23 protein-coding genes are annotated in these 25,141 nt (G+C 55.9%); 3 read left to right on the forward strand and 20 right to left on the reverse strand.

Features of this window, described 5'->3' with window-relative positions:
* Positions 1–16 precede the first annotated feature (16 nt).
* From EYC98_RS14810 to recA, 3 genes are all read right to left on the reverse strand, one after another.
* A complete protein-coding gene (locus EYC98_RS14810; protein WP_279246152.1) occupies positions 17–736 on the reverse strand; it encodes an acylneuraminate cytidylyltransferase family protein in 720 nt (239 codons plus the stop codon).
* A gap of 471 nt (positions 737–1,207) precedes the next feature.
* The gene (locus EYC98_RS14815; protein ID WP_279246153.1) at positions 1,208–1,774 is read right to left on the reverse strand and encodes a regulatory protein RecX; all 567 of its coding nucleotides are present in this window, start codon (positions 1,772–1,774) and stop codon (positions 1,208–1,210) included.
* 143 nt (positions 1,775–1,917) lie between these two features.
* The gene (gene recA, locus EYC98_RS14820) at positions 1,918–2,979 is read right to left on the reverse strand and encodes a recombinase RecA (RefSeq protein ID WP_279246154.1); all 1,062 of its coding nucleotides are present in this window, start codon (positions 2,977–2,979) and stop codon (positions 1,918–1,920) included.
* Between the two features lie 263 nt (positions 2,980–3,242).
* Here recA and EYC98_RS14825 point away from each other — a divergent pair, with 263 nt between their 5' ends.
* The 3 genes from EYC98_RS14825 to fdxA all read left to right on the forward strand — a co-directional run bounded on the left by EYC98_RS14825 (position 3,243) and on the right by fdxA (position 7,343).
* On the forward strand, positions 3,243–4,235 hold the full coding sequence (locus EYC98_RS14825) for an LLM class flavin-dependent oxidoreductase (protein ID WP_279246155.1): 993 nt from the start codon (positions 3,243–3,245) through the stop codon (positions 4,233–4,235).
* Between the two features lie 166 nt (positions 4,236–4,401).
* Positions 4,402–6,927, forward strand: coding sequence for a DNA mismatch repair protein MutS (gene mutS / locus EYC98_RS14830; RefSeq protein ID WP_279246156.1), 2,526 nt, complete (start codon positions 4,402–4,404; stop codon positions 6,925–6,927).
* A gap of 92 nt (positions 6,928–7,019) precedes the next feature.
* Positions 7,020–7,343 (forward strand): ferredoxin FdxA, encoded by a 324-nt coding sequence (gene fdxA, locus EYC98_RS14835; protein ID WP_279246157.1) that lies wholly within the window; start codon positions 7,020–7,022, stop codon positions 7,341–7,343.
* Between the two features lie 121 nt (positions 7,344–7,464).
* Here the strand turns inward: fdxA and rpoS are convergent, their stop codons facing one another.
* From rpoS to EYC98_RS14920, 17 genes are all read right to left on the reverse strand, one after another.
* Entirely contained in the window at positions 7,465–8,541 is a 1,077-nt protein-coding gene (gene rpoS, locus EYC98_RS14840) for an RNA polymerase sigma factor RpoS (RefSeq protein WP_279246158.1), read from the reverse strand.
* 141 nt (positions 8,542–8,682) lie between these two features.
* The gene (locus EYC98_RS14845) at positions 8,683–9,507 is read right to left on the reverse strand and encodes a peptidoglycan DD-metalloendopeptidase family protein (RefSeq protein ID WP_279246159.1); all 825 of its coding nucleotides are present in this window, start codon (positions 9,505–9,507) and stop codon (positions 8,683–8,685) included.
* Positions 9,459–10,388, reverse strand: coding sequence for a DUF368 domain-containing protein (locus tag EYC98_RS14850; protein ID WP_279246160.1), 930 nt, complete (start codon positions 10,386–10,388; stop codon positions 9,459–9,461). The genes EYC98_RS14845 and EYC98_RS14850 overlap by 49 nt, the downstream gene beginning before the upstream one ends.
* A gap of 1 nt (position 10,389) precedes the next feature.
* A complete protein-coding gene (locus tag EYC98_RS14855; protein ID WP_478219251.1) occupies positions 10,390–11,052 on the reverse strand; it encodes a protein-L-isoaspartate(D-aspartate) O-methyltransferase in 663 nt (220 codons plus the stop codon).
* 5 nt (positions 11,053–11,057) lie between these two features.
* Positions 11,058–12,095, reverse strand: a complete 1,038-nt coding sequence (gene truD / locus EYC98_RS14860; RefSeq protein ID WP_279246161.1) for a tRNA pseudouridine(13) synthase TruD — start codon at positions 12,093–12,095, stop codon at positions 11,058–11,060.
* Complete coding sequence (gene ispF / locus EYC98_RS14865; RefSeq protein ID WP_279246162.1) at positions 12,092–12,568, reverse strand: 2-C-methyl-D-erythritol 2,4-cyclodiphosphate synthase; 477 nt, start codon at positions 12,566–12,568, stop codon at positions 12,092–12,094. The genes truD and ispF overlap by 4 nt, the downstream gene beginning before the upstream one ends.
* Before the next feature lies 1 nt (position 12,569).
* Positions 12,570–13,298 (reverse strand): 2-C-methyl-D-erythritol 4-phosphate cytidylyltransferase, encoded by a 729-nt coding sequence (gene ispD, locus EYC98_RS14870; protein ID WP_279246163.1) that lies wholly within the window; start codon positions 13,296–13,298, stop codon positions 12,570–12,572.
* On the reverse strand, positions 13,285–13,596 hold the full coding sequence (gene ftsB, locus EYC98_RS14875; protein WP_279246164.1) for a cell division protein FtsB: 312 nt from the start codon (positions 13,594–13,596) through the stop codon (positions 13,285–13,287). Before ftsB ends, ispD begins: the two co-directional genes overlap by 14 nt.
* A 30-nt stretch (positions 13,597–13,626) precedes the next feature.
* Positions 13,627–14,916, reverse strand: a complete 1,290-nt coding sequence (gene eno / locus EYC98_RS14880) for a phosphopyruvate hydratase (protein ID WP_279246165.1) — start codon at positions 14,914–14,916, stop codon at positions 13,627–13,629.
* Between the two features lie 41 nt (positions 14,917–14,957).
* Positions 14,958–15,815, reverse strand: coding sequence for a 3-deoxy-8-phosphooctulonate synthase (gene kdsA / locus EYC98_RS14885; protein ID WP_279246166.1), 858 nt, complete (start codon positions 15,813–15,815; stop codon positions 14,958–14,960).
* Positions 15,812–17,446 carry a CTP synthase gene (locus EYC98_RS14890; RefSeq protein ID WP_279246167.1) on the reverse strand — a complete coding sequence of 545 codons (1,635 nt, stop codon included), beginning with the start codon at positions 17,444–17,446 and terminating at the stop codon, positions 15,812–15,814. The genes kdsA and EYC98_RS14890 overlap by 4 nt, the downstream gene beginning before the upstream one ends.
* A 109-nt stretch (positions 17,447–17,555) precedes the next feature.
* Complete coding sequence (gene tilS / locus EYC98_RS14895) at positions 17,556–18,890, reverse strand: tRNA lysidine(34) synthetase TilS (protein WP_279246168.1); 1,335 nt, start codon at positions 18,888–18,890, stop codon at positions 17,556–17,558.
* A gap of 30 nt (positions 18,891–18,920) precedes the next feature.
* Positions 18,921–19,868, reverse strand: coding sequence for an acetyl-CoA carboxylase carboxyltransferase subunit alpha (locus EYC98_RS14900; protein WP_279246169.1), 948 nt, complete (start codon positions 19,866–19,868; stop codon positions 18,921–18,923).
* A gap of 102 nt (positions 19,869–19,970) precedes the next feature.
* Positions 19,971–23,447 (reverse strand): DNA polymerase III subunit alpha, encoded by a 3,477-nt coding sequence (gene dnaE, locus EYC98_RS14905; protein WP_279246170.1) that lies wholly within the window; start codon positions 23,445–23,447, stop codon positions 19,971–19,973.
* A gap of 9 nt (positions 23,448–23,456) precedes the next feature.
* Positions 23,457–24,074 carry a ribonuclease HII gene (rnhB, locus tag EYC98_RS14910; protein WP_279246615.1) on the reverse strand — a complete coding sequence of 206 codons (618 nt, stop codon included), beginning with the start codon at positions 24,072–24,074 and terminating at the stop codon, positions 23,457–23,459.
* 2 nt (positions 24,075–24,076) lie between these two features.
* Positions 24,077–24,508, reverse strand: coding sequence for a 3-hydroxyacyl-ACP dehydratase FabZ (gene fabZ / locus EYC98_RS14915; RefSeq protein WP_279246171.1), 432 nt, complete (start codon positions 24,506–24,508; stop codon positions 24,077–24,079).
* Between the two features lie 106 nt (positions 24,509–24,614).
* Positions 24,615–25,139, reverse strand: a complete 525-nt coding sequence (locus EYC98_RS14920) for an OmpH/Skp family outer membrane protein (RefSeq protein ID WP_279246172.1) — start codon at positions 25,137–25,139, stop codon at positions 24,615–24,617.
* Between the last annotated feature and the right edge of the window lie 2 nt (positions 25,140–25,141).

Consider the following 25,141-nt stretch of genomic DNA (forward strand, 5'->3'; position numbering starts at 1 on the left):
CTCGTTTCTCCATTTTTTACTGCTGCCCGTCCGCATGTTGATAATGCTCCATGATCTTCTCAGCAATCATGAAATCGAGTTCGGTATCTATGTCTAGTGCTGTTTCCCTGGGTGTTATTACCGCAGACGTTCTGCCCAGTAGCAGGGCAATAGCATCCTCTTTCTCAAACAATATATTTTTGCTCAGCGCGTATATCTGGCCGGTTAGCTCAAAAGCCTTAGGCTGTTTTTGTCTGGGCAGCCATGGCACGGCGCCGTCTATGTAAGGCTCAACGACCTCGTCAGAGACTCTCCACAGTCGGTTGGGGGACACATCGGATGGCGTGAAAGTAGCTACACTATCGGCCTCGTCCTCAATCAATATCTGCAGGCATTTATCAAGATCTTCTGGCCTTCTAAACGGCGAAGTAGGCTCCAGCAAAGTCACAATATCGACAACTTCCCCCGCCTCCTCAACTTTGCGAACCGTGTATTTTATAGCGTCTATTACCAGCGATGTATCGGCAGCCAACTCGCTGGGCCTCATTATCACTTGAGCACCGTGAGCAATGGCTACGGCAGCAATCTCGTCATCATCAGTGGAAACAACCGTGCGCGTTACATAGCCACAGTTCAGCGCAGTTTCAATAGAGTGGACAATCAGGGGCTTGCCGGCGAACTGCTTAATATTCTTACCAGGAATACCCTTAGAGCCTCCGCGAGCGGGAATTATCGCCAGCACTGTTTTTTTACCCATAGGGATTGCCGCTCCGGCCGATGTTAGTGAAATGCTTGTCACATTCCCCACATAATGAAATAAGGCAAAAAACGCATTGCCGTGTCGGTTTAAAAAGTTCCGTGATGCTAAAACACGCTACTAAGCAACACTACACACAGTCTGTTCTAGATACCAATTTTTGGTGAGACACGGCCCACAGTTAATCGATTTGATACGAATAAATACAAGCTCATGCCGTGTCTTAGCGCCCGAGCTACGTTGCCGACCCGGCCTTGCGCCGACGAATTTTGCATTGCACTAATAATCTATATACGACCATGCGGACCAGCCGCGAGACGAACCCGCAGACTAGAAGCAGAAAGAAAAACGCCGATTTGTAAACCTGCAGAATGCCGAAACATTCAGGAGGCAGAGAAAAAAAGGGGGGCGAAAGGCCATTGAGTCACTGGCAGTTTTATTTTGTAGAGCCAAACAAACCACTGCCAGGGTTTAGTCAAAATCTGTATACAGACTGCTGAGCTGATCGGCGGAAAATCCGCGATACTGAAGAAACCGTAACTGTTTGCTTTTGGCCGGCCAATCTTCCGGCAGCGCTGGACCAAATTTTTTTAGCCGCACCTGCTGCGCTAACTCGCGCCAGTCGACCTCACAGAGTTGCAGAGCGCTATCGATTAAGTTTTCATCGGCGCCCTTTTGGCTTAATTCGGCCTCAATTCGCTCTGGCCCATAACCACGGGCGGAACGCTGCGTCACATAGGCTTCGCAATAGCGCTCGTCGCTTTGCAGGTTCTCCGCGGTCAGTCTCGCCACTTCACCCGCAATCACCTCTCTGGCGTCAGGCAGATCGCCAAAGCGCTTAAACAGCTTGGTTTCCAGCTCTCTTTGCAGATGCTCACGTCGTGCCAGCAAGTCCATCGCCGCGTAACGGACATCGGCGGGGTTTAACGCTTCCTCAGCAACGACTCTTTCAGTCACTACTCTCTCAGTAGCTGCATCGTCAGTAGATACATCGTCAACCACTTTATTCTCAGTCTGCTCAGAACATTCAGTTATCATGGCCCCTCACCTTTTAGTGCTATCCAGACAAAAAAGCGCGCCATGAGGGGAATCATGACACGCCAAGTCGCTTTCATCAGGGATGCTAATCGACAGCCACCGGGGCATTATCGATACAGCATTTTATTGGACCTGCGTGATACTCAGGAAACAACCCCGGACTCGTCTGCAGCCGCCTCGTCTTCTACTTCAGCGGGCTGGTCCTTATCGCGGGTTTGAACCTTGAGCAGCTGCGCGCGTATCTGGGCTTCTATCTCTTCCGCAATAGCAGGGTTCTCCTCCAGGAAGCGCGCAGAATTGGCCTTCCCTTGCCCTATCTTGTCGCCCTTATAGGCGTACCAGGCTCCCGATTTATCAACCAGGCCCTGCTTAACGCCAAGGTCAATAACCTCACCCATATGATAAATACCCTTGCCATACATGATTTGGAATTCGGCCTGACGGAAAGGTGGTGATACCTTGTTCTTAACCACCTTGACGCGAGTCTCGTTACCAATGACTTCATCACCGTCTTTAACCGCGCCGATCCGGCGGATATCAAGCCGTACCGAAGAATAGAATTTGAGCGCATTACCACCGGTGGTGGTTTCCGGGCTGCCAAACATGACGCCGATTTTCATCCGAATCTGGTTGATGAAAATCACCATGCAATTAGTTTGCTTGATAACGCCGGTAAGCTTACGCATCGCCTGGCTTAACAGGCGCGCCTGCAGACCTACGTGGGAATCACCCATGTCTCCCTCAATTTCGGCCTTGGGAGTCAGAGCCGCCACCGAGTCAATCACCAGTACATCCACTGCACCCGAGCGCACCAGCATTTCGGTCACCTCCAGCGCCTGCTCGCCCGTATCCGGCTGCGAGACAATCAGGTCATCGATTTGCACACCCAACTTCTCCGCATACAGCGGATCAAGCGCGTGCTCGGCATCGATAAAGGCCGCTGTACCGCCCAGCTTTTGGGCCTCGGCGATCACCTGTAACGTCAACGTCGTCTTACCCGAGGATTCCGGACCGTAAATCTCTACGATACGGCCACGGGGCAACCCTCCTATGCCCAGCGCGATATCCAGACCCAGCGAACCAGTGGAAATAGAGGGAATAGCGACATGTTCGGTGTCTCCCATGCGCATGACAGTACCTTTACCAAACTGGCGATCGATCTGGCTGAGTGCTGCGTCTAGTGCTTTTTCTTTGTTGGCGTCCATAATAACCTCTGTGCTCTTTTGGCCTTCTCACCCTCCGGCAGTCAGTGCCGTGGGAATCGAAGAACGTTGTCTACATACGGTGGTTGGCCGCGATGGCCACAGGAATTTCACCTGTATGAAGTACTGTATATTCAACCAGTATTTAAAATTGTGTGCAACCCTTTGGTACAACTATTTTCCATCCAATGCGACTGCCTTGATGTTGTCGCGGTTAATCTCGCTTTACAATGTTGCATCCGAGTAACGCAACACTGGAGCACACCATGGCCGACCTGATGTTTCGCTTTGATATGCGGCAACCGTCGCTGTCCACTACCCCGCGTGCAGATATGTATGCCGCCGCCATTGATATGTGCGTCTGGGGTGAGGCCCTGGGGTTTAACAGTGCACACCTGTCAGAGCATCATGGCTCGGAAGACGGCTATTGCCCTTCTCCGCTCATATTTGCCAGCGCTATCGCCAGCCGCACAGAACGCATGCGGCTGTTTATTTCGGCATTGATTGCACCGTTACACGACCCGGTGAGGCTAGTTGAGGATCTCACTGTTCTGGATATTATCAGCCGTGGGCGGGTCATACCCATTATTAGCGGCGGCTACCGCGAGGAAGAGTTTAATGCCGTCGGTAAACCCCTCAGCAGTCGCAAACATTACATGGACACCATAATTCCCTTCCTCAAACAGGCCTGGAGTGGCGAGAGTTTCACCTTTGAGGGCCGCACCGTGACCATCACGCCGCCGCCCTTCTCTCAGCCGCGCCCCATGCTCCTGATGGGGGGTAGCAGTCGACCCGCGGCGCGGCGGGCCGCCGAGCATGCGGACTTTTTTATTCCATCCGGTCCGGAAATTTTTGAGTACTACCGGGAAGAATTGAAGAAACGGAACAAGCCCGACCCCGGTCCCATGCCAGCGGCACCCTCGACGGTCACCTTTGTGGCCGAGGACCCGGATGCTTATTGGGAGCAGATAGCGCCGCACGTTCAGCATGAAACCAATATCTATGCAGAGTGGGCAGAAAAGGCTCAGGTGTTTAGCCCCTATAAGCACTACGATCATACCGACGACCTGCGCGCCTCGGGCGCTTACAAGGTCTATCGGCCGCAGGAGCTGGTTGAGGCGGCGCGGGATATGGTGAAACTCCAGCCGATTCAGTTTCATCCGCTATGTGGCGGAATCGCACCGGAGCTGGCCTGGCAAAGTCTGCAGCTGTTTGCCGAGACTGTGATGCCGACGCTGCGTGAGGAGAATATCGTTTGATCGGGTGGCAACGGCCCTGGGATATGCTCACTGTGAGGTATGTTTTACGGTGTGCCACTGGAGGCGACAGCGCGGTGGCAGTTCAAGTAAACTAGGGTTTTGGCAGGAACCCCCTCCGGCAGTGGCAGCTAACCCATCAAAATCGTCTGAACCGCAGCACACACCAATGATGCAGCAGTTCTTCCAGATTAAGCGCGAGCACCCGCGACAGCTGGTGTTTTACCGCATGGGAGATTTTTACGAGCTGTTCTTCGACGACGCCAAACGCGCTGCAGAACTGCTGGGCATTACCCTGACCACACGTGGTAAAAGTGGTGGCGAACCGATACCAATGTGTGGCGTTCCCTATCACGCCGCCGAGGGGTATCTGGCGCGACTGGTGAAAGCGGGCGTTTCCGTAGCTATTGCCGAGCAAATCGGTGATCCCGCTACGAGTAAGGGTCCGGTTGAGCGCAAGGTCGTGCGCATTGTCACCCCTGGTACCGTCAGCGACGAAGCCTTGTTGGAGGAATCTCGCGACAACTTATTAATGGCCGTTGCCACGCACGGTGACCGCTTCGGGCTTGCCTATCTGGACCTCAGTGCAGGCAGATTCCGGGTACTGGAGGTCAGCGGTGAGGAAGCCCTGCAGGGTGAACTTGAGCGCCTGCAACCAGCCGAAGTTCTCTACCCAGAGTCACTGCAAATGCCCAGTATTACCAACTGGCGCGGCGCCCGCAGCCAACCGGCCTGGGAATTTGATGCTGAGAACGCCCAGCGCCAGCTTAACGAGCAGTTTCAAACGCTGGACTTACAGGGCTTTGGTATCAGCCAACTGCCGCTGGCCATCGCTGCCGCCGGCTGCCTCCTGCAGTATGTCAAAGATACCCAGCGCAACCAGCTACCGCATATTACCGGGCTGCAGCAGGAACGCCCCGAAGATAGTGTCATTCTTGACGCCGCCACCCGTCGCAACCTGGAACTGGATATCAACCTCTCCGGCGGCGATACCCATACGCTATTCTCGGTATTGGAAAGCAATGTTACCGCCATGGGCCGGCGCATGCTGCGGCGCTGGCTGCATCGCCCGCTGACCACAGTGAGCGTTCTGGAAGCCCGCCAGCAGGCTATCGCCACACTGCGCCACAACTATCAGTTTGAACCGCTGCGCGACGCGCTCAAACCGATTGGCGATATGGAACGCATACTGGCCAGGGTCGCCCTGCGCTCCGCTCGTCCGCGCGACTTATCCCGGCTCGGTCAGTCGCTGGCAGCACTGCCCATGCTGCGCAGCACACTCAATAATGGCTCCAGTGAACTGCTTACGGAGCTGCAGCACGGCTGCTCAGAATTTCCAGACACCGTAGATCTGCTGCAACGTGCGGTCATAGAAAATCCGCCGGTGGTACTGCGTGACGGCGGCGTGATTGCCGACGGCTATGACGAACAATTGGATGAACTGCGCAAGATCAGCAGTAACGCCGGTGATTACCTGCTAGAAATTGAGCGGCGTGAGCGCGAACTGACGGGTCTTAGCAGCCTTAAAGTCGGCTATAACCGCGTGCACGGCTACTATATTGAGATATCCAAGGGTCAGGCCGAGAGGGCACCCGCCGCCTACGTGCGCCGCCAGACACTAAAGAATGCCGAGCGCTACATAACCCCTGAACTCAAAGAATTTGAGGATAAGGCGCTAAGCAGCAAAAGCCGCGCGCTGGCGCGGGAAAAACTTCTGTACGAGCAACTGCTGGACCAACTCAACGCGTTATTAACGCAACTGCAGGCCAGCGCTGCTGCCATCGCACAGCTCGATGTATTGGCCGGGCTGGCTGAACGCGCCGCCAGTTTGGACCTGTGCCAACCAGAATTTGTCAGCGAACCGACGCTGGATATCGAAGCCGGTCGTCACCTGGTAGTGGAATCAGTGCTGGAAGACCCCTTCATTGCCAACGACTGCCTGCTCAACGACCAGCGCCGCATGCTGTTGATTACCGGCCCTAACATGGGTGGTAAATCGACTTACATGCGACAGACTGCGGTGATCGCTCTACTCGCCCATATCGGCAGCTTTGTACCAGCCCGGGCCTGTCGACTGGCACCACTAGACCGCATCTTTACGCGCATCGGCTCGGCCGATGACCTCGCTGGTGGGCGCTCCACCTTCATGGTCGAAATGACCGAAACCGCTAATATCCTGCACAACGCCACGCCCAACAGTCTGGTGCTGATGGATGAGGTAGGGCGCGGCACCAGCACCTTCGACGGTCTCTCGCTAGCCTGGGCGGCAGCCCTGCAACTGGCCCAGCAAGTACGTGCCTTCACGCTGTTCTCAACGCACTATTTTGAGCTCACCGAGTTACCCGGCCAATGTCCAACTATGGCCAATGTGCATCTGGATGCCACCGAACACCAGGATCATGTGGTGTTTCTGCACAATATTCAGGAAGGCCCGGCTAATCGCAGCTTTGGTTTACAGGTGGCGCGCCTGGCCGGTATTCCCAGCCCGGTTCTGGACGCTGCGAATCACAAACTACGAGAACTGGAACAAGGTCAACCGGCAGCCCCCGCTGGTCCCGCGCCGGCCCAGACCGAACTGTTCACGGCTCCGGTTACTCACCCGCTGGTGGAAAAACTACAGACGCTACAAGTCGATGATTTAACCCCGCGCGAAGCGCTGCAGCTGTTGTATCAATTGAAGTCTGAGGCAAACTGAATACGGGTTCTAATCTCGTAAACTAACAGGTAGACTATCGCCCGATAGTTTAAGTATAAATTTGCTACCCGCCTTTGGAGGCCTGGAAGAAAATGACATTTGTAGTAGCTGAACAGTGTATCAAGTGTAAACATACCGACTGTGTTGAAGTGTGTCCGGTAGACTGTTTTTATGAAGGGCCAAACATGTTGGTCATTCATCCTGACGAGTGCATAGACTGTGCTCTGTGTGAGCCAGAATGCCCGGTGGACGCTATCTTTTCTGAAGATGAACTGCCTGAAGCAGAAACCGTCTTTCTGGAGCTGAACGCAGAGCTGGCAGAAATCTGGCCCAACATCACTGAAATGAAGGATTCGCCAGCGGATGCTACCGAGTGGGAAAACGTACCCGACAAGCTGCAGCACCTGGAGCGCTAATCGATTGCCTGGACCAGGGTCACAACGCTGATTTTCAAAGCCATTAGCAAAAAGTGATCGACAGGCGCAAACCTAAAAAGGGCAGCTGATCAGGCTGCCCTTTTTTGTGGGCGTTAGTTAACTATCCAAACAGGGTATCGCTAGACAGTCCCTGGGTTTCCAGAATCACGCGTAAACGTTTCAGCGCCTCTACCTGTATTTGGCGCACTCGCTCTCGGGTCAGGCCAATTTCACTGCCCACCTGTTCCAGGGTGGCCGGTTCGTAACCGCGCAGACCAAAACGCCTCGACACCACCTCACACTGCTTATCGCTGAGCTCACCCAACCACTGGCCGATGCTGTCAGAAATGTTGCGCTCCTGCAGCAGTTGCGCAGGATCTGACACCCGAGTATCAGGTATCGTATCGAGCAGCGAATGATCAGAGTCCGGCCCCAGCGGGGAGTCCATAGAAGCCACCCGCTCATTCAACCCCAACATCTTTTTAACATCAGCGACAGGCTTATCCAGCATGCCGGCAATTTCATCGGCCGAAGGCTCGTGGTCCAGTTGCTGGGTCAGCACTCGTGCCGCTCGCAGATAGACGTTCAACTCTTTAACCACATGAATCGGCAGTCGAATAGTACGCGTCTGATTCATAATCCCGCGTTCGATGGTCTGCCGAATCCACCAGGTGGCGTAGGTAGAAAACCGAAAGCCCCGCTCCGGATCAAACTTCTCTACCGCCCGGATCAGTCCCAGATTACCCTCTTCAATCAAGTCCAAAAGGGTCAGGCCACGGTTAATATAGCGCCGCGCGATTTTAACCACCAGACGCAGATTACTCTCGATCATGCGCTTGCGGCCTGCCTCGTCGCCACTGCGCGCCAGCCGGGCGAAATAGACTTCTTCTTCCGGGGTCAGCAGCGGTGAATAACCAATTTCATTAAGGTAGAGCTGCGTGGCATCCAGCGACCGAGCATATTTCTTATCACTCGCTGCAGCGCTCGCACGCGATGCTACTGCTTTGGTCTTGGTTTTGGATGCAGCTTTAAGCGGAGGCTTAAGTGAAGATTTAGCTGACGTCTTGCTGGCAGCAGGATCGGCCTGCGAGCAATCATTGTTGTGCTTGGCCGCACATCGCTTGGCGGGTGCCGCAGTCTTTCTGGTTCCAGTTTTTGGCCTGGAACTAGCCTCGCGCGGGCCAGTGTGCGCTTCCATAGCAATACCTCGTTATTGTTTTTGTATCGAGTGTATATCCCAGCCGGCCGAATAGAGTAACTCTAACTTTTAGCAACTACAAGTGGCTCGATAGGGCCCCGTTTGGGTCAGCCATGGGTCTGAGGGAGAGAAACTTAGGATTCAGCTCTGCTTGGGGAGAAATTTCAGCGGGTCGATCGGTTTGCCGTCACGGCGTATCTCAAAGTGCAGTTTGACAGAATTGGTAGCGCTACTGCCCATATCGGCGATACGCTCACCCGCCTTTACTGAGGCACCCTCGGCCACCCGCAACCGTCGGTTATGCCCGTAGGCACTGAGGTAGGTTTCGTTGTGCTTGATGATTAGAAGATTGCCGTAGCCAACAATGCCATTCCCGGCATAGACCACTTTACCGGCGGCAACCGCCTGCACCGCATCACCCGCTTTACCCGCAATATCTATCCCCTTATGGACTTCACCTGAAAATCCACGCACGACTTTACCCTGACTCGGCCAGCGCCAACGACCTACCTTGGCAGCCGGAGCGGCAGCTGGCTTTGAGTTAGAAGGTGTCGTAGATGTTGATGTTGATGGCGCAGAGGCTGTCTTGCGCGGCGCCGAATTGGACTTGCTGGTCGTTTTGCTGGTGGACGCAGCCGACACCTTACCTTTGAGCCGGAGGCTCTGCCCGGGAAAAATCGTGTAGGGATAGGCAATCGCGTTGTTGCTAGCCAACTGTTTGTGATCCAGGCCGTAACGCCAGGCGATACCGTAGAGGGTGTCCCCATGTCTGACCGAATACTTGGTCGGCACACTACTGTTCGCCGCACGTTCGCCGCCGGTGCGATCCTCTACCGGCGCTCGCGGCGGCGTGCCACAACCGCTCAGCAGGGCCAGTAGAATTGAAAGAGCCAGCAGCGCCGAGACACGCATGCGTCTCAGGTGCTCTCTATCTGCAGGCGTCCCCACCGCCGGTCGATCAACCATATCAGGAGAAAACCTACGAACGCCAACACAACGCAGACCGCAACCATCGGGTCCTCGCCGGTGCGTGCCAGAAACTCATCGGGTAACACCGGCCACTGTCGCGCTGGCTTGAGTTCGCCATCGCTGCCTGCGATCCATTCCAGTACCCGTTTCCAAGGCCAAACGATGCTCAGTGAGCCGAATAGAAACCCGGTCAACAGCGCTACAGTAACGCCGAAATAGTGGTCCATCAGCCACTGTAGTATTCGCGAAAATGTCATCAAACCCGCCGCCGCACCAAACGTAAAGACCACCAGGACTGGTATATCAAAGCCCTTCAGAGCTGCCAAAATGGTGCTGTACATGCCCAACAAAACCAAAATAAAGCTGCCAGAAATGCCCGGGAGTATCATTGCGCAGATGGCAATAAAACCGGCCAGAAAAACCCCAGTATAGCCCTCTATAAAACCAGCTCGGGGCAACAGCCCCACCGCCACCGCCACTACAACTCCGAGCAAGAGCGCCGATATCTGACGCCACTGCCAATGCGGCACCTGCCGCAATAACAACAACGCAGAGGCCCCGATCAGACCGAAGAAGAAGCCCCATAGCGGTTGCGGGTAGTTGTGCAATAACCAGCTAATAGCCCGCGCCAAAGTTAGCAGGCTGGTAGCAATACCGGCCAGCAGCGCCACAATAAAGCGTCCGTTAACATGATTCCATACGCCGGCTATATCGCCGCGGAGCAGCAGCTTCAAAGCCTGTATGTCAAAGCTCGCAATGCTGCGTAGCAGCGTCGGATAAATGCCGGTGATAAAAGCAACCGTACCACCCGACACCCCCGGCACAATATCCGCCGCTCCCATGGCCATACCTTTCGCGTAAATACCCAGTAAACGCATACTACTTCACCACCCCACCCAACAAAGGCACAAACCGCACCTGATCGACAATCTCAGTATCAAAGCCGCTATCAGTCCGCACCACCAACTGCAGGTGCTGAATATCGCCCCCCACCGGTATAACCAGACGGCCGCCTGGCGCCAATTGCATCAGCAGCTCTTCAGGAATAGTCTCCGGTGCGGCGGTAGAAATAATACCGTCGTAGGGTCCGTGGGTATCCCAGCCCATACCGCCATCACTGTGGCGGAACTGAATATTGCGGTGGCGCAGGCTGCGTAATAGCTGGCGTGCGCGCAGCTGCAGCGGCTTGATACGTTCCACCGAATAAACGCGCTCTACTAACTGCGCCAACACCGCGGTCTGGTAGCCGGAACCGGTACCGATTTCCAATACGCTGTGCAGTGGTCCGGCGGCAAGCAGTAACTCGCTCATGCGCGCCACGATATAGGGCTGGCTAAGGGTCTGCGAGTAGCCGATGGGCAAGGAGCTGTCTTCGTAGGCCCGTTGTGCCAGCGCCTCGTCGACAAACATGTGTCGCGGCGTGGCACGCATTACCTCAAGCACCCTCTGGTCGCCAATGTGCTGTTCACGCAGGCGAGTAATCATACGTTCGCGAGTGCGCTGGGACGTCATCCCGATACCTCTGACATCGACATTACTCACTGGCGCTAGTGCTCCGGCCTGGTGTTGGTTTCATAGGTATCAAGTAATTCTCTCAAGACAGCGGTTGCATAGCCTCCCGCCTCTAGTTCGAAGCGCAATAGCAGGCTGCCATCATCACAAAACTGCCAGCAAAAGTCATCCGCAATCAACCGCGCCGCGCGCCAATCCAGACGCAGCTCCTGAGCCAGCAAACCCTGGCAGAGAGAGGCATGGCGATCCAGTACCGCCTGCTGGGTAACGCTCAAAGATTCACCGGACGCGCCGTAAAGCGGCAACCCCAGGTGTATATCGAGGGCCGCTGCTCTGGACTCCAGCCCCGTATCTTCAATACCGGCGACAAAGCGGCTGTGGGATCCAGCCAGCAGGCAGGTATCCCCCATCTCGGGTGTCTGCCAGGTTTGCGCGCCTACACGCTCTGCCAACAATTCATTAAACAAAAAGCTGCGCACCGCCGAAAGATACAGAGAGCGCTGGTTGCGACGCGGCGCCCGGCCCGAGCCGCTAAACCAGTTCTGAGCATGACGCAGATTGTTACCCTGATTGCCAAAACGCTGCGGCCCAAAGTAGTTCGGCACGCCCTGCCTACTGATGCGTTGTAACCGCGGGAGTAGCTGTTCAATGTCAGCCTCCACCTCGCGCAGACGCAGTTCAAACAGATTGGCGCGATGCACGCCGCGTCGCAGTTTCTTGCGATGGCGGTGACGTTCCAGTATTTCAATCCCGGGCACCGTAAACTGGTCCCAGGCTGGTTCCGGCCTACCCGCCAGGCCCAGACTAAACCATTGGCTGGTGACAGCGTGTTTATCCTTGAGCCCACAAACACCGATATCGCGCTCCGCAATACCGGCGAAGCCCGCCAGTTGACGCACGACGTCTGCCGTATTCAGGCCGGTTTTACGCAGGTATAGCAGGCTGTGCTCACCCTCACCGTCGGGCGCGAAGGGCAATACTTCCTGCACGACAAAATCTGCCTCCGTGGCGCGCAATTGTGCGCGCCCCGGGCAATCACCCTGATGCCGCGGCCAATTGGGTAACGCGGTCACGTAGCTGGTGTTAGCAGCACCACAGCGTGCACGGCTATCCCCTCTTCGCGCCCGGTAAAGCCAAGTTTCTCAGTGGTAGTCGCCTTGACATTCAGTTGCCCTGGCGTCGCCTGCAGGTCGCTCGCCAGCGCTATAATCATGGCTGGAATATGCTCTGCCATACGCGGGGCCTGCGCAATAATGGTGATGTCTGCATTACCTAGCTGCAGCTGCTGTGCCTGCACCAACGCATACACGCGACGCAACAGGCTGCGACTGTCTATATCAGCATTAGCCGGGTCAGTGTCTGGAAAATGCCGGCCGATATCGCCGGCGGCGATAGCTCCCAGCAGCGCGTCACACAACGCATGCACGGCCACATCGCCGTCGGAATGTGCAACCAGTCCACGATCATGGGGAATGCGGACCCCGCCGAGGATGATGGCATCGCCCTCGCCAAAACTGTGAACATCGTAACCGTGACCTATACGCATCTCACTTGTCCTCGCTTCCCAGCGCTATTGCCGCCAGGGTTAAGTCTTCCGGCCGAGTAATTTTAAGGTTGCCCCGGTGACCGGCGACGAGCAGCGGTCGGTGACCAGCGCGCTCCAGTGCGGCCGCTTCATCAGTAACCGGATCATCACCAGCTATCGCCGCGGCCAAGCTTTCGCGCAGTGCCGCATAGCGAAACATCTGCGGTGTTTGTGCCAACCAGAGGCTAGTCCTATCCAGCGTCTCGCTAACGCGACCACTGGCGTCACTCCGTTTGACGGTCTCCGCCACTGGCAATGCCAATAGCCCGCCTATCGCATCGTCCGCCACTGCTTCACACAATGTCCGGACCTCCTGCCCCCGAACACAGGGCCGCGCTGCATCGTGCACCAACACCCAATCCATGGGTGCGGCTCTGTCTTCCAGGGCAATCAGGGCAGCCAACACCGAATCGCAGCGTTGTTCACCGCCGGTTACCGACTCTATTGAGGGGTTGGTCGCTAGCTCCAGTGAATGCCACCAGCGGTCCTGCGGATGCAGCGCTACGGTAATACCGCTGAGCATACCCCAGCCAAGCATATTGTGAAGCGTCTGCTCCAGCACCGTACTGCCCGCCAGCGGCAGGTACTGCTTCGGCACCTCGGCGCCCATGCGGCTGCCTATGCCAGCCGCAGGTACCACGCCCCAATATTTGATGTTTCCCCCAATCAGATGCGACTCAGTTTCCATCATCAGACTCAGCGGCTTTTTCAGGCGTTTTTTTGTCGACAAGCTGGTAGAAAGTTTCACCCTCGCGAATCATGCCCAAGTCCTTCCGGGCACGCTCCTCCAGGCTATCGAGACCCCGCTGCAGGTCTAGCACCTCCAATTCGAGTTTTCGATTACGCGTACGCAGAGTCGCGTTAACTGCCTGCTGAGTCTCAATTTTTGACTGCAGCCGTGACAGTTCGGCACGGCTACCCTCGGCAAACCAAAGCCGATACTGCAGCAACAGCAGCAGCGCCAACAAGCCCGCTGCAAGCCACTTCATTGGCGCCGCGCAGCGGGTGACATCCGCTTATCAGGCGCGGGAAAATTCAGCGCGACCACGGTAAGGGGCAGCCCCGGCCAGTTCGGCTTCAATCCGCAGCAGCCGGTTGTACTTTGCCACCCGATCCGAACGACAAAGTGAGCCGGTCTTGATCTGACCCGCAGCGGTCGCCACAGCTAAATCGGCAATGGTGGTGTCTTCGGTTTCCCCAGAGCGGTGGGAAATAACCGCGGTGAAACCTGCCTCCTTGGCCATAGCAATCGCATCCAGAGTCTCGCTGAGGCTACCAATCTGGTTAAACTTGATCAGGATTGAGTTGGCAACCCCCAGCTCAATACCCCGCGACAATATGTTGGTATTGGTGACGAACAAGTCGTCCCCTACCAACTGCACCTTGTCACCACACTTATCAGTCAGCATCTTCCAGCCGTCCCAGTCGCTCTCGTCCATACCATCTTCGATGGAAATAATCGGGTGACGAGCAGCGAGGTCAGCCAGATAAGTGGCGAACTCGGCGCTGGAAAACTTTTTACCCTCACCAGCCAGGTCGTATACGCCGTCGCGGTAAAATTCTGAGGCTGCACAATCCAGCGCCAAAGTCACATCCTCGCCCAGCTTATAGCCGGCAGCAGAGACCGCTTCGGCAATCACTTCCAGCGCTGCTTCGTTGGAGGGCAGGTTGGGGGCAAAACCACCCTCGTCACCCACTGCGGTGCTAAGTCCGCGTGCGCTAAGCACTTTCTTCAGGTGGTGAAAAATCTCCGCGCCTGTGCGCAGGGCTTCAGAAAAACTGGGCGCTGCAACCGGCTGCACCATAAATTCCTGAATATCGACGTTATTGTCAGCGTGCTCGCCACCGTTGATGATATTCATCATCGGCACCGGCATAGACAGCTCGGTGGTGCCATTGATATCAGCTATATGCCGATACAGGGGCACCTTGCGGCTATCAGCAGCAGCGCGCGCAGCGGCCAGCGACACAGCCAATATCGCATTGGCGCCCAACACTTCCTTGTTTTCAGTGCCATCGGCTTCAATCATCAACTGATCAAGATTACGCTGATCGAGCGCATCGACACCCACCAGCAGCTGACGAATAGTGGTGTTCACGTTGGCGACCGCTTTCAATACGCCCTTACCCAGATAACGACTGCTGTCGCCGTCGCGCAACTCAAGTGCCTCACGGCTGCCGGTTGAGGCGCCTGAGGGCGCGCAGGCGCTGGCGACAGTGCCATCAGCCAATATCACATCGGCCTGAATCGTAGGGTTTCCGCGCGAGTCCAACACCTCGTAGGCCTGCACGTCAGCAATTGTGCTCATCAAGTCTCTCCGTTATCTAAACAGGGGGGGGGTTAAGGTTTCTATTCGGTATCCAGTTCCGGCAGTGATTTTACCAGATCATCCACAGCTTTCATCTGTTGCAGGAACGGCTCCAACAAGTCCAGACGCAGCGCGCTGGGCCCATCGCACAAGGCCTTATCCGGATTCGGGTGAGCCTCAAGGAACAGGCCTGCTATACCAATGGCGAGACCTGCTCGACCCAGTTCCGTGACCTGCGCGCGACGTCCTCCGGAAGCGGCACCCAGCGGATCGCGACACTGCAAAGCATGGGTGACGTCAAATATCAAAGGAGCGCCTCCGCCGGCGTTAATCATGGTCCGAAAACCCAGCATATCCACCACCAGGTTGTCGTAGCCCAGCTGCGTGCCGCGCTCACACAGGATCACCTGATCATTACCACACTCGTTGATTTTCTCAACGATATTACCCATCTGACCCGGGCTCAAAAACTGCGGTTTCTTGACATTGATAATTGCGCCGGTGGCCGCCATAGCGTGCACCAGATCGGTTTGCCGGGCCAAAAATGCCGGCAGTTGAATAACATCGCAGACTTCAGCCACTGGAGCCGCCTGGGCGGGCTCGTGCAAGTCGGTGATCAATGGTACCCCAAACTCAGCCTTGACGGCGGCCAGTATTTCCAGCCCTTCATCGAGGCCGGGGCCACGGTAAGAATGAATGGAAGATCGATTGGCCTTGTCCCAGGATGCCTTGAACACGTAGGGAATACCCAGACGTGCGCAGACCTCCACATAATGTCCCGCGACCTGCAGCGCAAAGTCTTTGGACTCCAGCACATTGACGCCGCCAAATAATACGAAGGGCTGGTCATTGGCGACACTAAAGTCACCTAACTTAATATTTTGTCGAGTACTGATCATGACTCAGCCTCGGCCCGCTTAGCCAGGGCTGCCTGGATAAAGCCGGTAAACAACGGGTGGCCACCGCGCGGCCGCGAAGTGAATTCAGGGTGAAACTGGCAGGCCACAAACCATGGGTGAGCCGGAATCTCGATCATTTCAACCAGACTGTGGTCGGCGGAAAACCCGACAAAGTTGAGTCCTGCGGCCTTGAGCGGCTCCACATAGTGATTATTAACCTCATAGCGATGACGATGACGTTCAACGATAGTTTCCTGTTGATACATCTGCCGGGCGATGGAGCCCTCTACCAAATGACAGTCCTGACCGCCCAACCGCATAGTCCCGCCCAAATCAGATTTCTCACTGCGGGTTTCAGTGCTGCCGTCGCTGTTTTGCCACTCGGTAATAAGCCCGACAATCGGATGCGGCGTAGCCGGGTCCATTTCAGTGCTATTGGCGCCTTCCAGGCCGGCGACATTACGCGCGAACTCTACCAAAGCCAGCTGCATTCCCAGGCAGATGCCCAGATAGGGAATGTTATTTTCGCGGGCGTGACGAATAGCGGCAATTTTGCCCTCGGTACCGCGGGAACCAAACCCGCCGGGAACCAACACGGCGTCGACTCCGTCTAACAAGCCCAATCCTTCTGCCTCGAGTTGCTCCGAGTCAACATAGCGCAGCTGCACGATAGATGCCGTTTGGATACCCGCGTGCTTCAGCGCCTCATTCAGAGATTTATAAGCGTCCTGCAGGTCCATATACTTGCCGACCATGGCCACTGTCACGGCTCGAGTGGGCTCAAATTCACCGCGTAGAACCTGTTCCCAATCACTCAGGTCGGCTTCAGGGCAGTCAATGCCAAAGCGTTCAACCACGATCCGGTCCAGGCCTTTGCCATGCAACATGGCCGGAATTTCGTAAATAGAGCGGGCATCAAGCACCGGGATGACGGCCTGCTCCTCAACGTTAGTGAACAAGGCAATCTTCTTACGCGCGCTCTCTTCTATCTCTACTTCACAGCGACACAGCAGGACATCAGGCTGCATACCAATGGAGCGCAGCTCCTTAACCGAGTGCTGGGTGGGCTTGGTTTTGATCTCGCCGGCTGCGGCGATGTAGGGCACCAGCGTAAGGTGTATCAGCAGCGCGCGAGTGCTACCCAGTTCAACCTTCAGCTGCCGGGCAGCCTCCAGAAACGGCAGACCCTCAATATCGCCGACGGTGCCGCCAATCTCTATCACCGCAATATCCGCGCCCTCAGCGCCTTTGATTACGCGGCGCTTTATCTCATCGGTAATATGGGGGATCACCTGCACCGTGCCGCCCAAATAATCGCCGCGACGCTCCTTACGCAGCACCTCGTCGTAGACGCGTCCGGTGGTGAAATTATTGCGCTTCATCATGGTAGCGTGGGTGAAACGCTCGTAATGGCCCAGGTCCAGATCAGTCTCTGCGCCGTCTTCGGTCACAAACACTTCGCCGTGCTGAGACGGACTCATAGTGCCGGGATCAACGTTAATATACGGATCCAGCTTAAGGAGAGTCACTTTAAGGCCGCGGGCCTCAAGGATAGCGGCCAAGGATGCTGCTGCGATGCCTTTCCCCAAAGAGGAAACCACACCACCGGTAACGAAAACATAGCGCGTCATGTCAAGCCTTCTCAATAAATGAAGATGCCAGCAGGACGATTAAGTCGTTCGCCACCCTGCAAAAGATGGGCAATCAGCTTACCAGAAAGCCCTCTTAGCCTCAATCAGATTAGGCTGGAGAATTTCGACCCCAGCGCACCTCATAACCGGTTTCATCAGGCCCAGCCTGATACCCCTCGCAGACCCACAGGTCCCCTACTGCGACCAATGCATCACCTACCACCAACAACGGCACGCGATCTCGCCACCAGGGCGGCACAGCGTATTCCTGCAATAGTTTCTTCAATGTCTGGCTATGGTCACGACCACAAGGCTGGCAGCGCTCTCCCCCGTCGCGAAAGCCGACTTGCAGCTCATCGGCCCAGCGGCTGGCTATACCCCCGCTAATCGCAGGTATCAGCTGCACACTGCCAACGCCAGGCAGAGCCAACCCTGAACCCACCCGCAGTGGTTGCCCCACCGGAAGCACCACCTGAGCATCCAGCGCACAGGCATACAATTGCTCACGGTAGCGACGCAGCACATAACTGGCGGTACGACATTCAGGCGTTTGCCCACTGTCGGCATGCCGCAGCTGGCTGATGTACTCCAACAACTGATCCCGACCCGGTAGCGGCAAACCCAGCTCCTGTAACCACAGCCGCAGTATACGCGCGCTAACTTCGATGCCATTTCCGCTCAGGCACGCCTCAGCCAGGGTTGGCGTGGCGTAGTGACTACCGCGCGCTGCCCGCATCCGCTCAGCATAAAACCCCTGCAACAGATCTTCTGCCTCGCCAACAGCAGTTATCCCGCGCCGGACGCTGCCTCGATAACCGGGCCATCGCTGCTCCAACAAGGGCAGCACAGCGTGACGCAGATAATTACGGTCATGACGAGTGTCAGCATTGCTGGCGTCCTCCACCCACTTGAGACGATGCTGGTCGGCATAATCCTGCAATTGCTGACGCCGGAAACCCAGCAGCGGACGGTATAGGGTTCCAAGCCCCAGGCCTCGACTCTGCGGCATACCAGACAGGCCCCGGGTACCAGCTCCTCGCAGCAGGCGCAGAAAGAAAGTCTCTACTTGGTCGTCCAGATGATGCGCCAGCAACACTACTTCACCGCGCTGCAGCAGGCTTTCAAACACTCGATACCGGGCATCGCGAGCCGCCGCCTCAAGCCCCTTGCCGACCTGCTCCACCGCCACCGTCTGTACGTCGATATCAATCTTGAGTTTGCCGCACAATGTGCGGGCGAAATCGCTCCACTCCAGGGCATCGGGGTTCAGCTGATGGTTAACGTGTACCGCCAGTAATGCCGGGAATTTATACTGAGTGCGAAGCTGTGCCAACAGGTGCAGGAGAACAACCGAGTCCAACCCTCCGCTGAGGCCTATCAGCCAGCGGCTGGCGCCTAGATAGGGTTGCAGCCCGGCAACCAATTCAGGTGCGTCAATTGTCACCGCAGGCAACCCGGGGCGCCGCAGCCCGGGTTAGTTACCGTAGGACATTAGACGCTGATAGCGCTGCTCAAGCATGTCTTCTTCAGGCATGGCCTTGAGGATCAGCAGCTGAGTCAGCAAATGGTCACGGATACGCTCGGACATTAACTCGAGGTCGCGGTGGGCTCCGCCCGCGGGTTCCGGAATAGTTGCATCGACAATGCCCAGATCCTGCAGAATACTGGATGTTACCCCCATTGCCTCAGCCGCATCGGGTGCCTTCTCAGAAGTCTTCCAGATAATATTCGCGCAGCCTTCAGGCGATATCACGAAGTAGGTTGAGTATTGCAGCATCACCAGGTGGTCGCCCACACCGATGCCGAGTGCTCCGCCGGAACTACCCTCGCCGATAACCACACAAATAATCGGTGTGCGCAAGCGCGACATGACCGCCAAATTCTGCGCTATTGCCTCTGAAATGCCGCGCTCTTCCGAGTCGATACCCGGATAAGCTCCCGGTGTATCGATGAGTGTAATAACCGGCAACTTGAAGCGCTCGGCCAGCTTCATCAGGCGCAGGGCTTTGCGGTAACCCTCAGGTTTGGGCATGCCAAAATTGCGCGCCACTTTATCCTGCACGCTGCGGCCTTTCTCCTGCCCAATCACCATCACTGGATGCTCACCCAGCATCGCGATACCGCCGACAATGGCGTGATCATCGGCAAAGTGGCGGTCGCCATGAAGCTCATCAAAATCGGTGAAAATGCGCGGAATATAGTCCAGCGTATAGGGCCGTCGAGGATGCCGGGCAACCTTGACGATATCCCAGGCGGTCAGATTTGAATATATTTTCTCGGTTAGCTTGGCGCTCTTGTCCCGCAGCGTCGTGATCTCGGCACCAATATTGATGTCGTTATCGCTACCCACCAGCTGCAGCTCCTCGATTTTCACCTCAAGGTCGGCAATCGGTTGTTCAAAGTCGAGAAAGTTAGGGTTCATGTCGAGTCCATGATTCGGTGAAAGGCGCTGGCAGAATTCAAGCCACCCCGTTTTATGATCGCTATATTACACGCTGCATCAGAACGGGGCCAGCCAACCCGGTCAGTAGTTCAGAGTAACATTCTGCGAGCCACAGCAATCGCGCAACTGCTGCAGAAGTTCGTCACTGGGCACCACGGTCCAGTCCTCTCCCAGACGAATACGCGCACGGTTTTCGGCCTGCGAGTACCACAGAGATACCGGGCAAGTGCCATTAGCATGCTGCAGCAGTTGCTGTAATTGCAACGCAAAAGCGTCATTGACCATGTCCTCACGTAACTCAATCGCTAATTCCGACGCACTGTTCTGACGCGCCTGCAGCAAGCTGCGCACTGAGCTGGTCTTCAACGACAGACCGCCTGAGTATTCGTCATTACCGACCGTCGCTTCCAACACCACAATATGGTCCTTCAACAGCAGCTCGCGGTTTTCCTCAAATACGTCGGGAAATACCGTGGCATCAATGCGCGCTGTTCGATCATCCAACTGCAATATGGCCATGGTCCCACCGCGGCGCGTCTTCATGGTGCGCATGGACACAATAAGCCCAGCCACCATCTGCGCACTTTTACCATCGGCGCGTAAATCTGCGATTCGACAAGGCGCAAAGCGTCGAATCTCTGCCTCATATTCATCTATAGGATGCCCGGTCACATACAGGCCCAGGGTTTCCTTCTCACCATTCAACCGCTGTTTAACGGGCCAGGGTTTAACGGCACGAAAATTCCCGTAGACATCCTCTTGACCGGTGGCCGCAACCAATTCACCAAACATATCGGCAATGCCTGCATCACGGTTACTGGCATTCTGCCCGGCGGCCTGCAGAGCCTCGTCCAGGCTCGCCATCAACACAGCACGGTCTTCGCCCAGGTCGTCAAACGCTCCGGCGCGAACCAGTGCCTCTATTGCCCGGCGATTCACTTTACGCGGATCGGTGCGAGCGCAAAAATCAAACAAATCGGTAAAGGCGCCATCCTGATTACGGGTAGCCAGAATATTCTCGATAGGACCTTCGCCCAGACCTTTGATAGCCCCCAGCCCGTAAATAATTTCAGCGTCCTGATTGACGGTGAACATATAGTCGCCGACATTAACATCGGGCAGCTTCAGTGGCAGCTCCATGGCCCGGCACTCTTCCACGAAAACGACGATTTTGTCGGTATTCTGCAATTCCGAACTCATCACCGCCGCCATAAACTGCGCCGGATAGTGCGTCTTCAGCCAGGCTGTCTGGTAAGACACCAGCGCATAGGCAGCCGAATGCGATTTGTTGAAACCATACCCGGCAAACTTCTCCACCAAGTCAAATATCTTCATGGCCAGGTCCGGCTCGATGCCCTGCCCCGCCGCACCTTCCTGGAAAAACTCGCGCTGCTTGGCCATCTCCTCGAGCTTTTTCTTGCCCATGGCGCGGCGCAACAGATCGGCTCCGCCCAGGGTATAACCCGCCAACACCTGCGCGATCTGCATCACCTGTTCCTGATACAGAATAATCCCATAGGTAGGCTCAAGAATGGGCCGCAGCCATTCATGCTGATACTGGGCATCCGGATAGGAAATTGCCTCACGTCCATGCTTGCGGTTGATAAAGTTGTCGACCATCCCCGACTGCAGCGGACCCGGCCTAAACAGCGCCACAAGTGCCACGATATCTTCAAAGCAATCCGGTCGCAGGCGCTTGATCAAATCCTTCATACCGCGTGATTCTAGCTGGAATACCGCGGTGGTCTCGGCGGCCTGTAGCATTTTAAAGCTGGCCTCATCCTGCAGTGGAATTTGCGACAGATCCAGCGGCTCTTCGGCATTGCTCAAGCGCGTGGCGTTGATCATCTTCACCGCCCAGTCGATGATCGTCAGGGTGCGCAGGCCCAGGAAGTCAAACTTGACCAGGCCGACGTCCTCTACATCATTTTTGTCATACTGGGTAACCAGGCCGCCGCCGGATTCATCACAAAACAGTGGTGAAAAGTCAGTCAGCTTGGTGGGGGCGATGACTACACCACCAGCGTGCTTGCCAACGCCGCGCACCACACCTTCAAGTTGCACCGCCATTTCCCAGATTTCTGCCGCCTGGGTATCGTCACGCAGGAAATCGCGCAGCGGCTCCTCGTCCTCGATGGCCTTTTCCAGCGTCATGCCAACTTCAAAGGGGATCATTTTTGACAGCTTATCGCCAAGTCCGTACGACTTCCCCTGCACGCGCGCCACGTCGCGTACCACCGCCTTAGCGGCCAAGGTGCCAAAGGTAGTGATCTGGGAAACCGACTCCCGACCATAGGTGTCGGCTACATAATTGATGACCAGATCTCGATTTTCCATACAAAAATCAATATCGAAATCAGGCATAGAGACCCGTTCCGGATTCAGGAAACGCTCAAACAGCAAGTCATACTCAAGCGGATCAAGGTCGGTAATCTCCAGCGAATAGGCCACCAATGAACCAGCGCCAGATCCACGCCCGGGACCGACCGGTATGCCCTGGCTTTTCGACCAGCGGATAAAATCCATGACAATGAGGAAATACCCTGGAAACCCCATCTGATTGATAACATTGAGTTCAAAATCCAGCCGGTCACGATATTCGGTCTGGCGTTGAGGGAAATCTTCAGCTCCGGTGTCAAATAAAGCCGTCAGACGCTGATCCAGCCCCTCATGCGATAGCTGACTGAAGTAATCCTCCATGGTCATCCCGTCTGACACTGGATAATCGGGCAGAAAGGCCTTGCCAAGCTCAAGCTCCACGCTGCAGCGGCGCGCAATCTCTACCGTATTCTCCAGTGCCTCGGGAATATCACTGAACAACTCCGCCATCTCTTGCGGCGAGCGCAGGTACTGTTCCTCGGAATACAAACGCAGGCGGCGCGGATCGTCGAGAGTTCGACCATCGTGAATGCAGACCCTGGCCTCGTGAGCCTCAAACTCGGAACTATCGAGAAAACGTACATCGTTGGTGGCCACTACCGGACACTCATACTTATCCGCCAGCGCCACCGCCTCATGCAGGTAGTTCTCTTCATGGTCACGCCCGGTTCGCTGCAACTCCAGATAAAAGCGGTCGGGAAAAAGTTCCATCCAGAATGCCAGACGCTGTTCGGCCAACTCAGCTTTTTCACTCAGCAGAGCCTGCCCAATGTCGCCACGCAGCCCGCCACTGAGCGCAATCAAACCCTCACTGTAGCTAGCTAACCACTCGCGCTCTACCATCGGCACGCCCAGATGCTGGCCTTCGCTGTAGCAGCGGGTAATTAGCTCGGTCAGGTTGCGGTAGCCTTGCTGGCTGGCCGCGAACAGACAAATCAAACTCGGGGCTTCACGGTCGTCGCCTTCCTTAACCGCCAAATCCACACCAAATATGGGCTTGATACCGGCCGCGGTGGCCGCCTTGTAGAGCTTGACCAGACCATAAAAGTTGCAGTGATCAGTTAGCGCGACGGCCGGCATACCCAGCTCCCGAACCCTATTAACCAGCGGTTTGATCCGGACCAAACCGTCAATCAGGGAATACTCGGAATGCAAACGCAGATGTACAAACTCAGTCATAGCTGCAGTCTAACTCCCGCTTACCACGGACAACAACCTGCGCACTGGCGCAAATGATCGTCGGTGTATAGGCGTGACTCCCAACTGCTGTAGGGCATCCAGATGAACGCGGGTGGGATAGCCCTTATGTTGCGCCAAACCATAACCCGGGTAGGTCAGGTCCAAATCTTCCATTTCACCGTCCCGCTGCACTTTGGCCAATATAGACGCCGCGGCGATCGCTGGCACCCGGTCATCGCCTTTGACCACCGCCTGAGCAGCATAAGACCAACGCGGCAGGCGATTGCCGTCCACCAGCGCGTACTCAGGCTGGGGCTGCAGCGCAACGACTGCGCGTTGCATGGCCAGCATGCTCGCGTGGAGGATATTAAGCTCATCAATTTCAGCAACCGAAGCGCGACCCAGCGCCCAGCCCAGCGCATATTCGCGTATCTCTGCTGCCAGCTCTGTGCGGCGCCGTGCGGTTAGTTTCTTGGAGTCACGCAGGCCAACAATGGGCCGCGCCGGGTCCAGAATGACCGCCGCCGCCACCACATCGCCTGCTAGCGGGCCGCGGCCCACTTCGTCTACGCCAGCGAGAAGATCACCCGTATAGGGCACATCAAAGCGTTCATATTCATCGCCCATACCTACCGGTCGGCGCACAGGATAGTAGCAGAGGCGCACTCAGTGTCATCTACCCTGGCGCTGACGGCAAACTTCCAGATACCGCGCTTTTCAGAAACAATAGATGAGTGCAGCATGACCCGATCCCCGGGAACACAAGGACGCTTAAAGCGCAATTTATCGGAGCCCACAAAATAGTAAATTGAGCCATCGGCGGGCTTTTTGTCCATGGTCTTGAAACCAAGAATACCGGACGCCTGAGCCATCGCCTCCACTAAAAGCACACCGGGGAATACGGGCTGCTCCGGAAAATGGCCATCGAAGAATGGCTCATTGATGGTCAGATTCTTATAGGCCACAATCGACTCGCCGAGATTCAGTTCTACGACCCTGTCGACCAGCAAGAACGGATACCTGTGCGGCAGGTATTCCCTGATTTCATTGATATCCATCATCACATCACCCCGGCAATACAGCTTTACGGTGGCTACAACAAAAGCACTGCTATAGCCCTGTGGACCGCCACGCTAGTCGGCGGCAGTCCAGCGAGCAGGCTACAGATTACTCTGCGGCTGCAGCCTGATTTAACTTGTCGGTAACCTTGGAGGTAATGCTATAGCCAGCATCCGCGTGTATAACCGCATTACGCTGTAACAACAGTCCAATTCCCTCGCTCTGAATCAGATCCCGCAGCACTGCCTGTACTTTAGGGGTCATCTCTTCCAGCAGCGCCTGCCCGAGATCTTGCTCTGACTTTTGCAGCTTGCGCAGCACGTGTTCAAGATCAGCGTTTTTATTCGCCATACGCTTGCGCGCGGCCTGCTGCTCTTCGGCACTCATTACCGCCAGATCCTTCTGCAGCTCTTTGATCAAATTCTCACGCTCGGTCTGCAGGCGCTCCAGTTCCGCCTTGTCAGCCTTATAATCGGGCTGTGCCCGCAGACCATTGAGCTTTTGTTGTGAGGCATCGGTTTGCAAGATGGCCTCTTCCAGATTAACCACGGCAATACGCCCCTGCGCCGCGGCAAACGCTGGCAGCGTCAGAATCGAAAGTGATAGCAATAGAGTAGTAAGATATTTAGACACAG

Source organism: Candidatus Litorirhabdus singularis (genome assembly GCF_026262625.1).
Lineage (GTDB): Bacteria > Pseudomonadota > Gammaproteobacteria > Pseudomonadales > Halieaceae > Litorirhabdus > Litorirhabdus singularis.

Excerpts from the sequence above, each read along its gene's own strand:
- EYC98_RS14810 (WP_279246152.1), bottom strand. The coding sequence starts at position 736 with ATGGGTAAAAAAACAGTGCTGGCGATAATTCCCGCTCGCGGAGGCTCT.
- EYC98_RS14815 (WP_279246153.1), bottom strand. The coding sequence starts at position 1,774 with ATGATAACTGAATGTTCTGAGCAGACTGAGAATAAAGTGGTTGACGAT.
- recA (WP_279246154.1), bottom strand. The coding sequence starts at position 2,979 with ATGGACGCCAACAAAGAAAAAGCACTAGACGCAGCACTCAGCCAGATC.
- EYC98_RS14825 (WP_279246155.1), top strand. The coding sequence starts at position 3,243 with ATGGCCGACCTGATGTTTCGCTTTGATATGCGGCAACCGTCGCTGTCC.
- mutS (WP_279246156.1), top strand. The coding sequence starts at position 4,402 with ATGATGCAGCAGTTCTTCCAGATTAAGCGCGAGCACCCGCGACAGCTG.
- fdxA (WP_279246157.1), top strand. The coding sequence starts at position 7,020 with ATGACATTTGTAGTAGCTGAACAGTGTATCAAGTGTAAACATACCGAC.
- rpoS (WP_279246158.1), bottom strand. The coding sequence starts at position 8,541 with ATGGAAGCGCACACTGGCCCGCGCGAGGCTAGTTCCAGGCCAAAAACT.
- EYC98_RS14845 (WP_279246159.1), bottom strand. The coding sequence starts at position 9,507 with ATGGTTGATCGACCGGCGGTGGGGACGCCTGCAGATAGAGAGCACCTG.
- EYC98_RS14850 (WP_279246160.1), bottom strand. The coding sequence starts at position 10,388 with ATGCGTTTACTGGGTATTTACGCGAAAGGTATGGCCATGGGAGCGGCG.
- ispF (WP_279246162.1), bottom strand. The coding sequence starts at position 12,568 with ATGCGTATAGGTCACGGTTACGATGTTCACAGTTTTGGCGAGGGCGAT.
- ispD (WP_279246163.1), bottom strand. The coding sequence starts at position 13,298 with ATGATGGAAACTGAGTCGCATCTGATTGGGGGAAACATCAAATATTGG.
- ftsB (WP_279246164.1), bottom strand. The coding sequence starts at position 13,596 with ATGAAGTGGCTTGCAGCGGGCTTGTTGGCGCTGCTGCTGTTGCTGCAG.
- eno (WP_279246165.1), bottom strand. The coding sequence starts at position 14,916 with ATGAGCACAATTGCTGACGTGCAGGCCTACGAGGTGTTGGACTCGCGC.
- kdsA (WP_279246166.1), bottom strand. The coding sequence starts at position 15,815 with ATGATCAGTACTCGACAAAATATTAAGTTAGGTGACTTTAGTGTCGCC.
- EYC98_RS14890 (WP_279246167.1), bottom strand. The coding sequence starts at position 17,446 with ATGACGCGCTATGTTTTCGTTACCGGTGGTGTGGTTTCCTCTTTGGGG.
- EYC98_RS14900 (WP_279246169.1), bottom strand. The coding sequence starts at position 19,868 with ATGAACCCTAACTTTCTCGACTTTGAACAACCGATTGCCGACCTTGAG.
- dnaE (WP_279246170.1), bottom strand. The coding sequence starts at position 23,447 with ATGACTGAGTTTGTACATCTGCGTTTGCATTCCGAGTATTCCCTGATT.
- rnhB (WP_279246615.1), bottom strand. The coding sequence starts at position 24,074 with ATGGGCGATGAATATGAACGCTTTGATGTGCCCTATACGGGTGATCTT.
- fabZ (WP_279246171.1), bottom strand. The coding sequence starts at position 24,508 with ATGATGGATATCAATGAAATCAGGGAATACCTGCCGCACAGGTATCCG.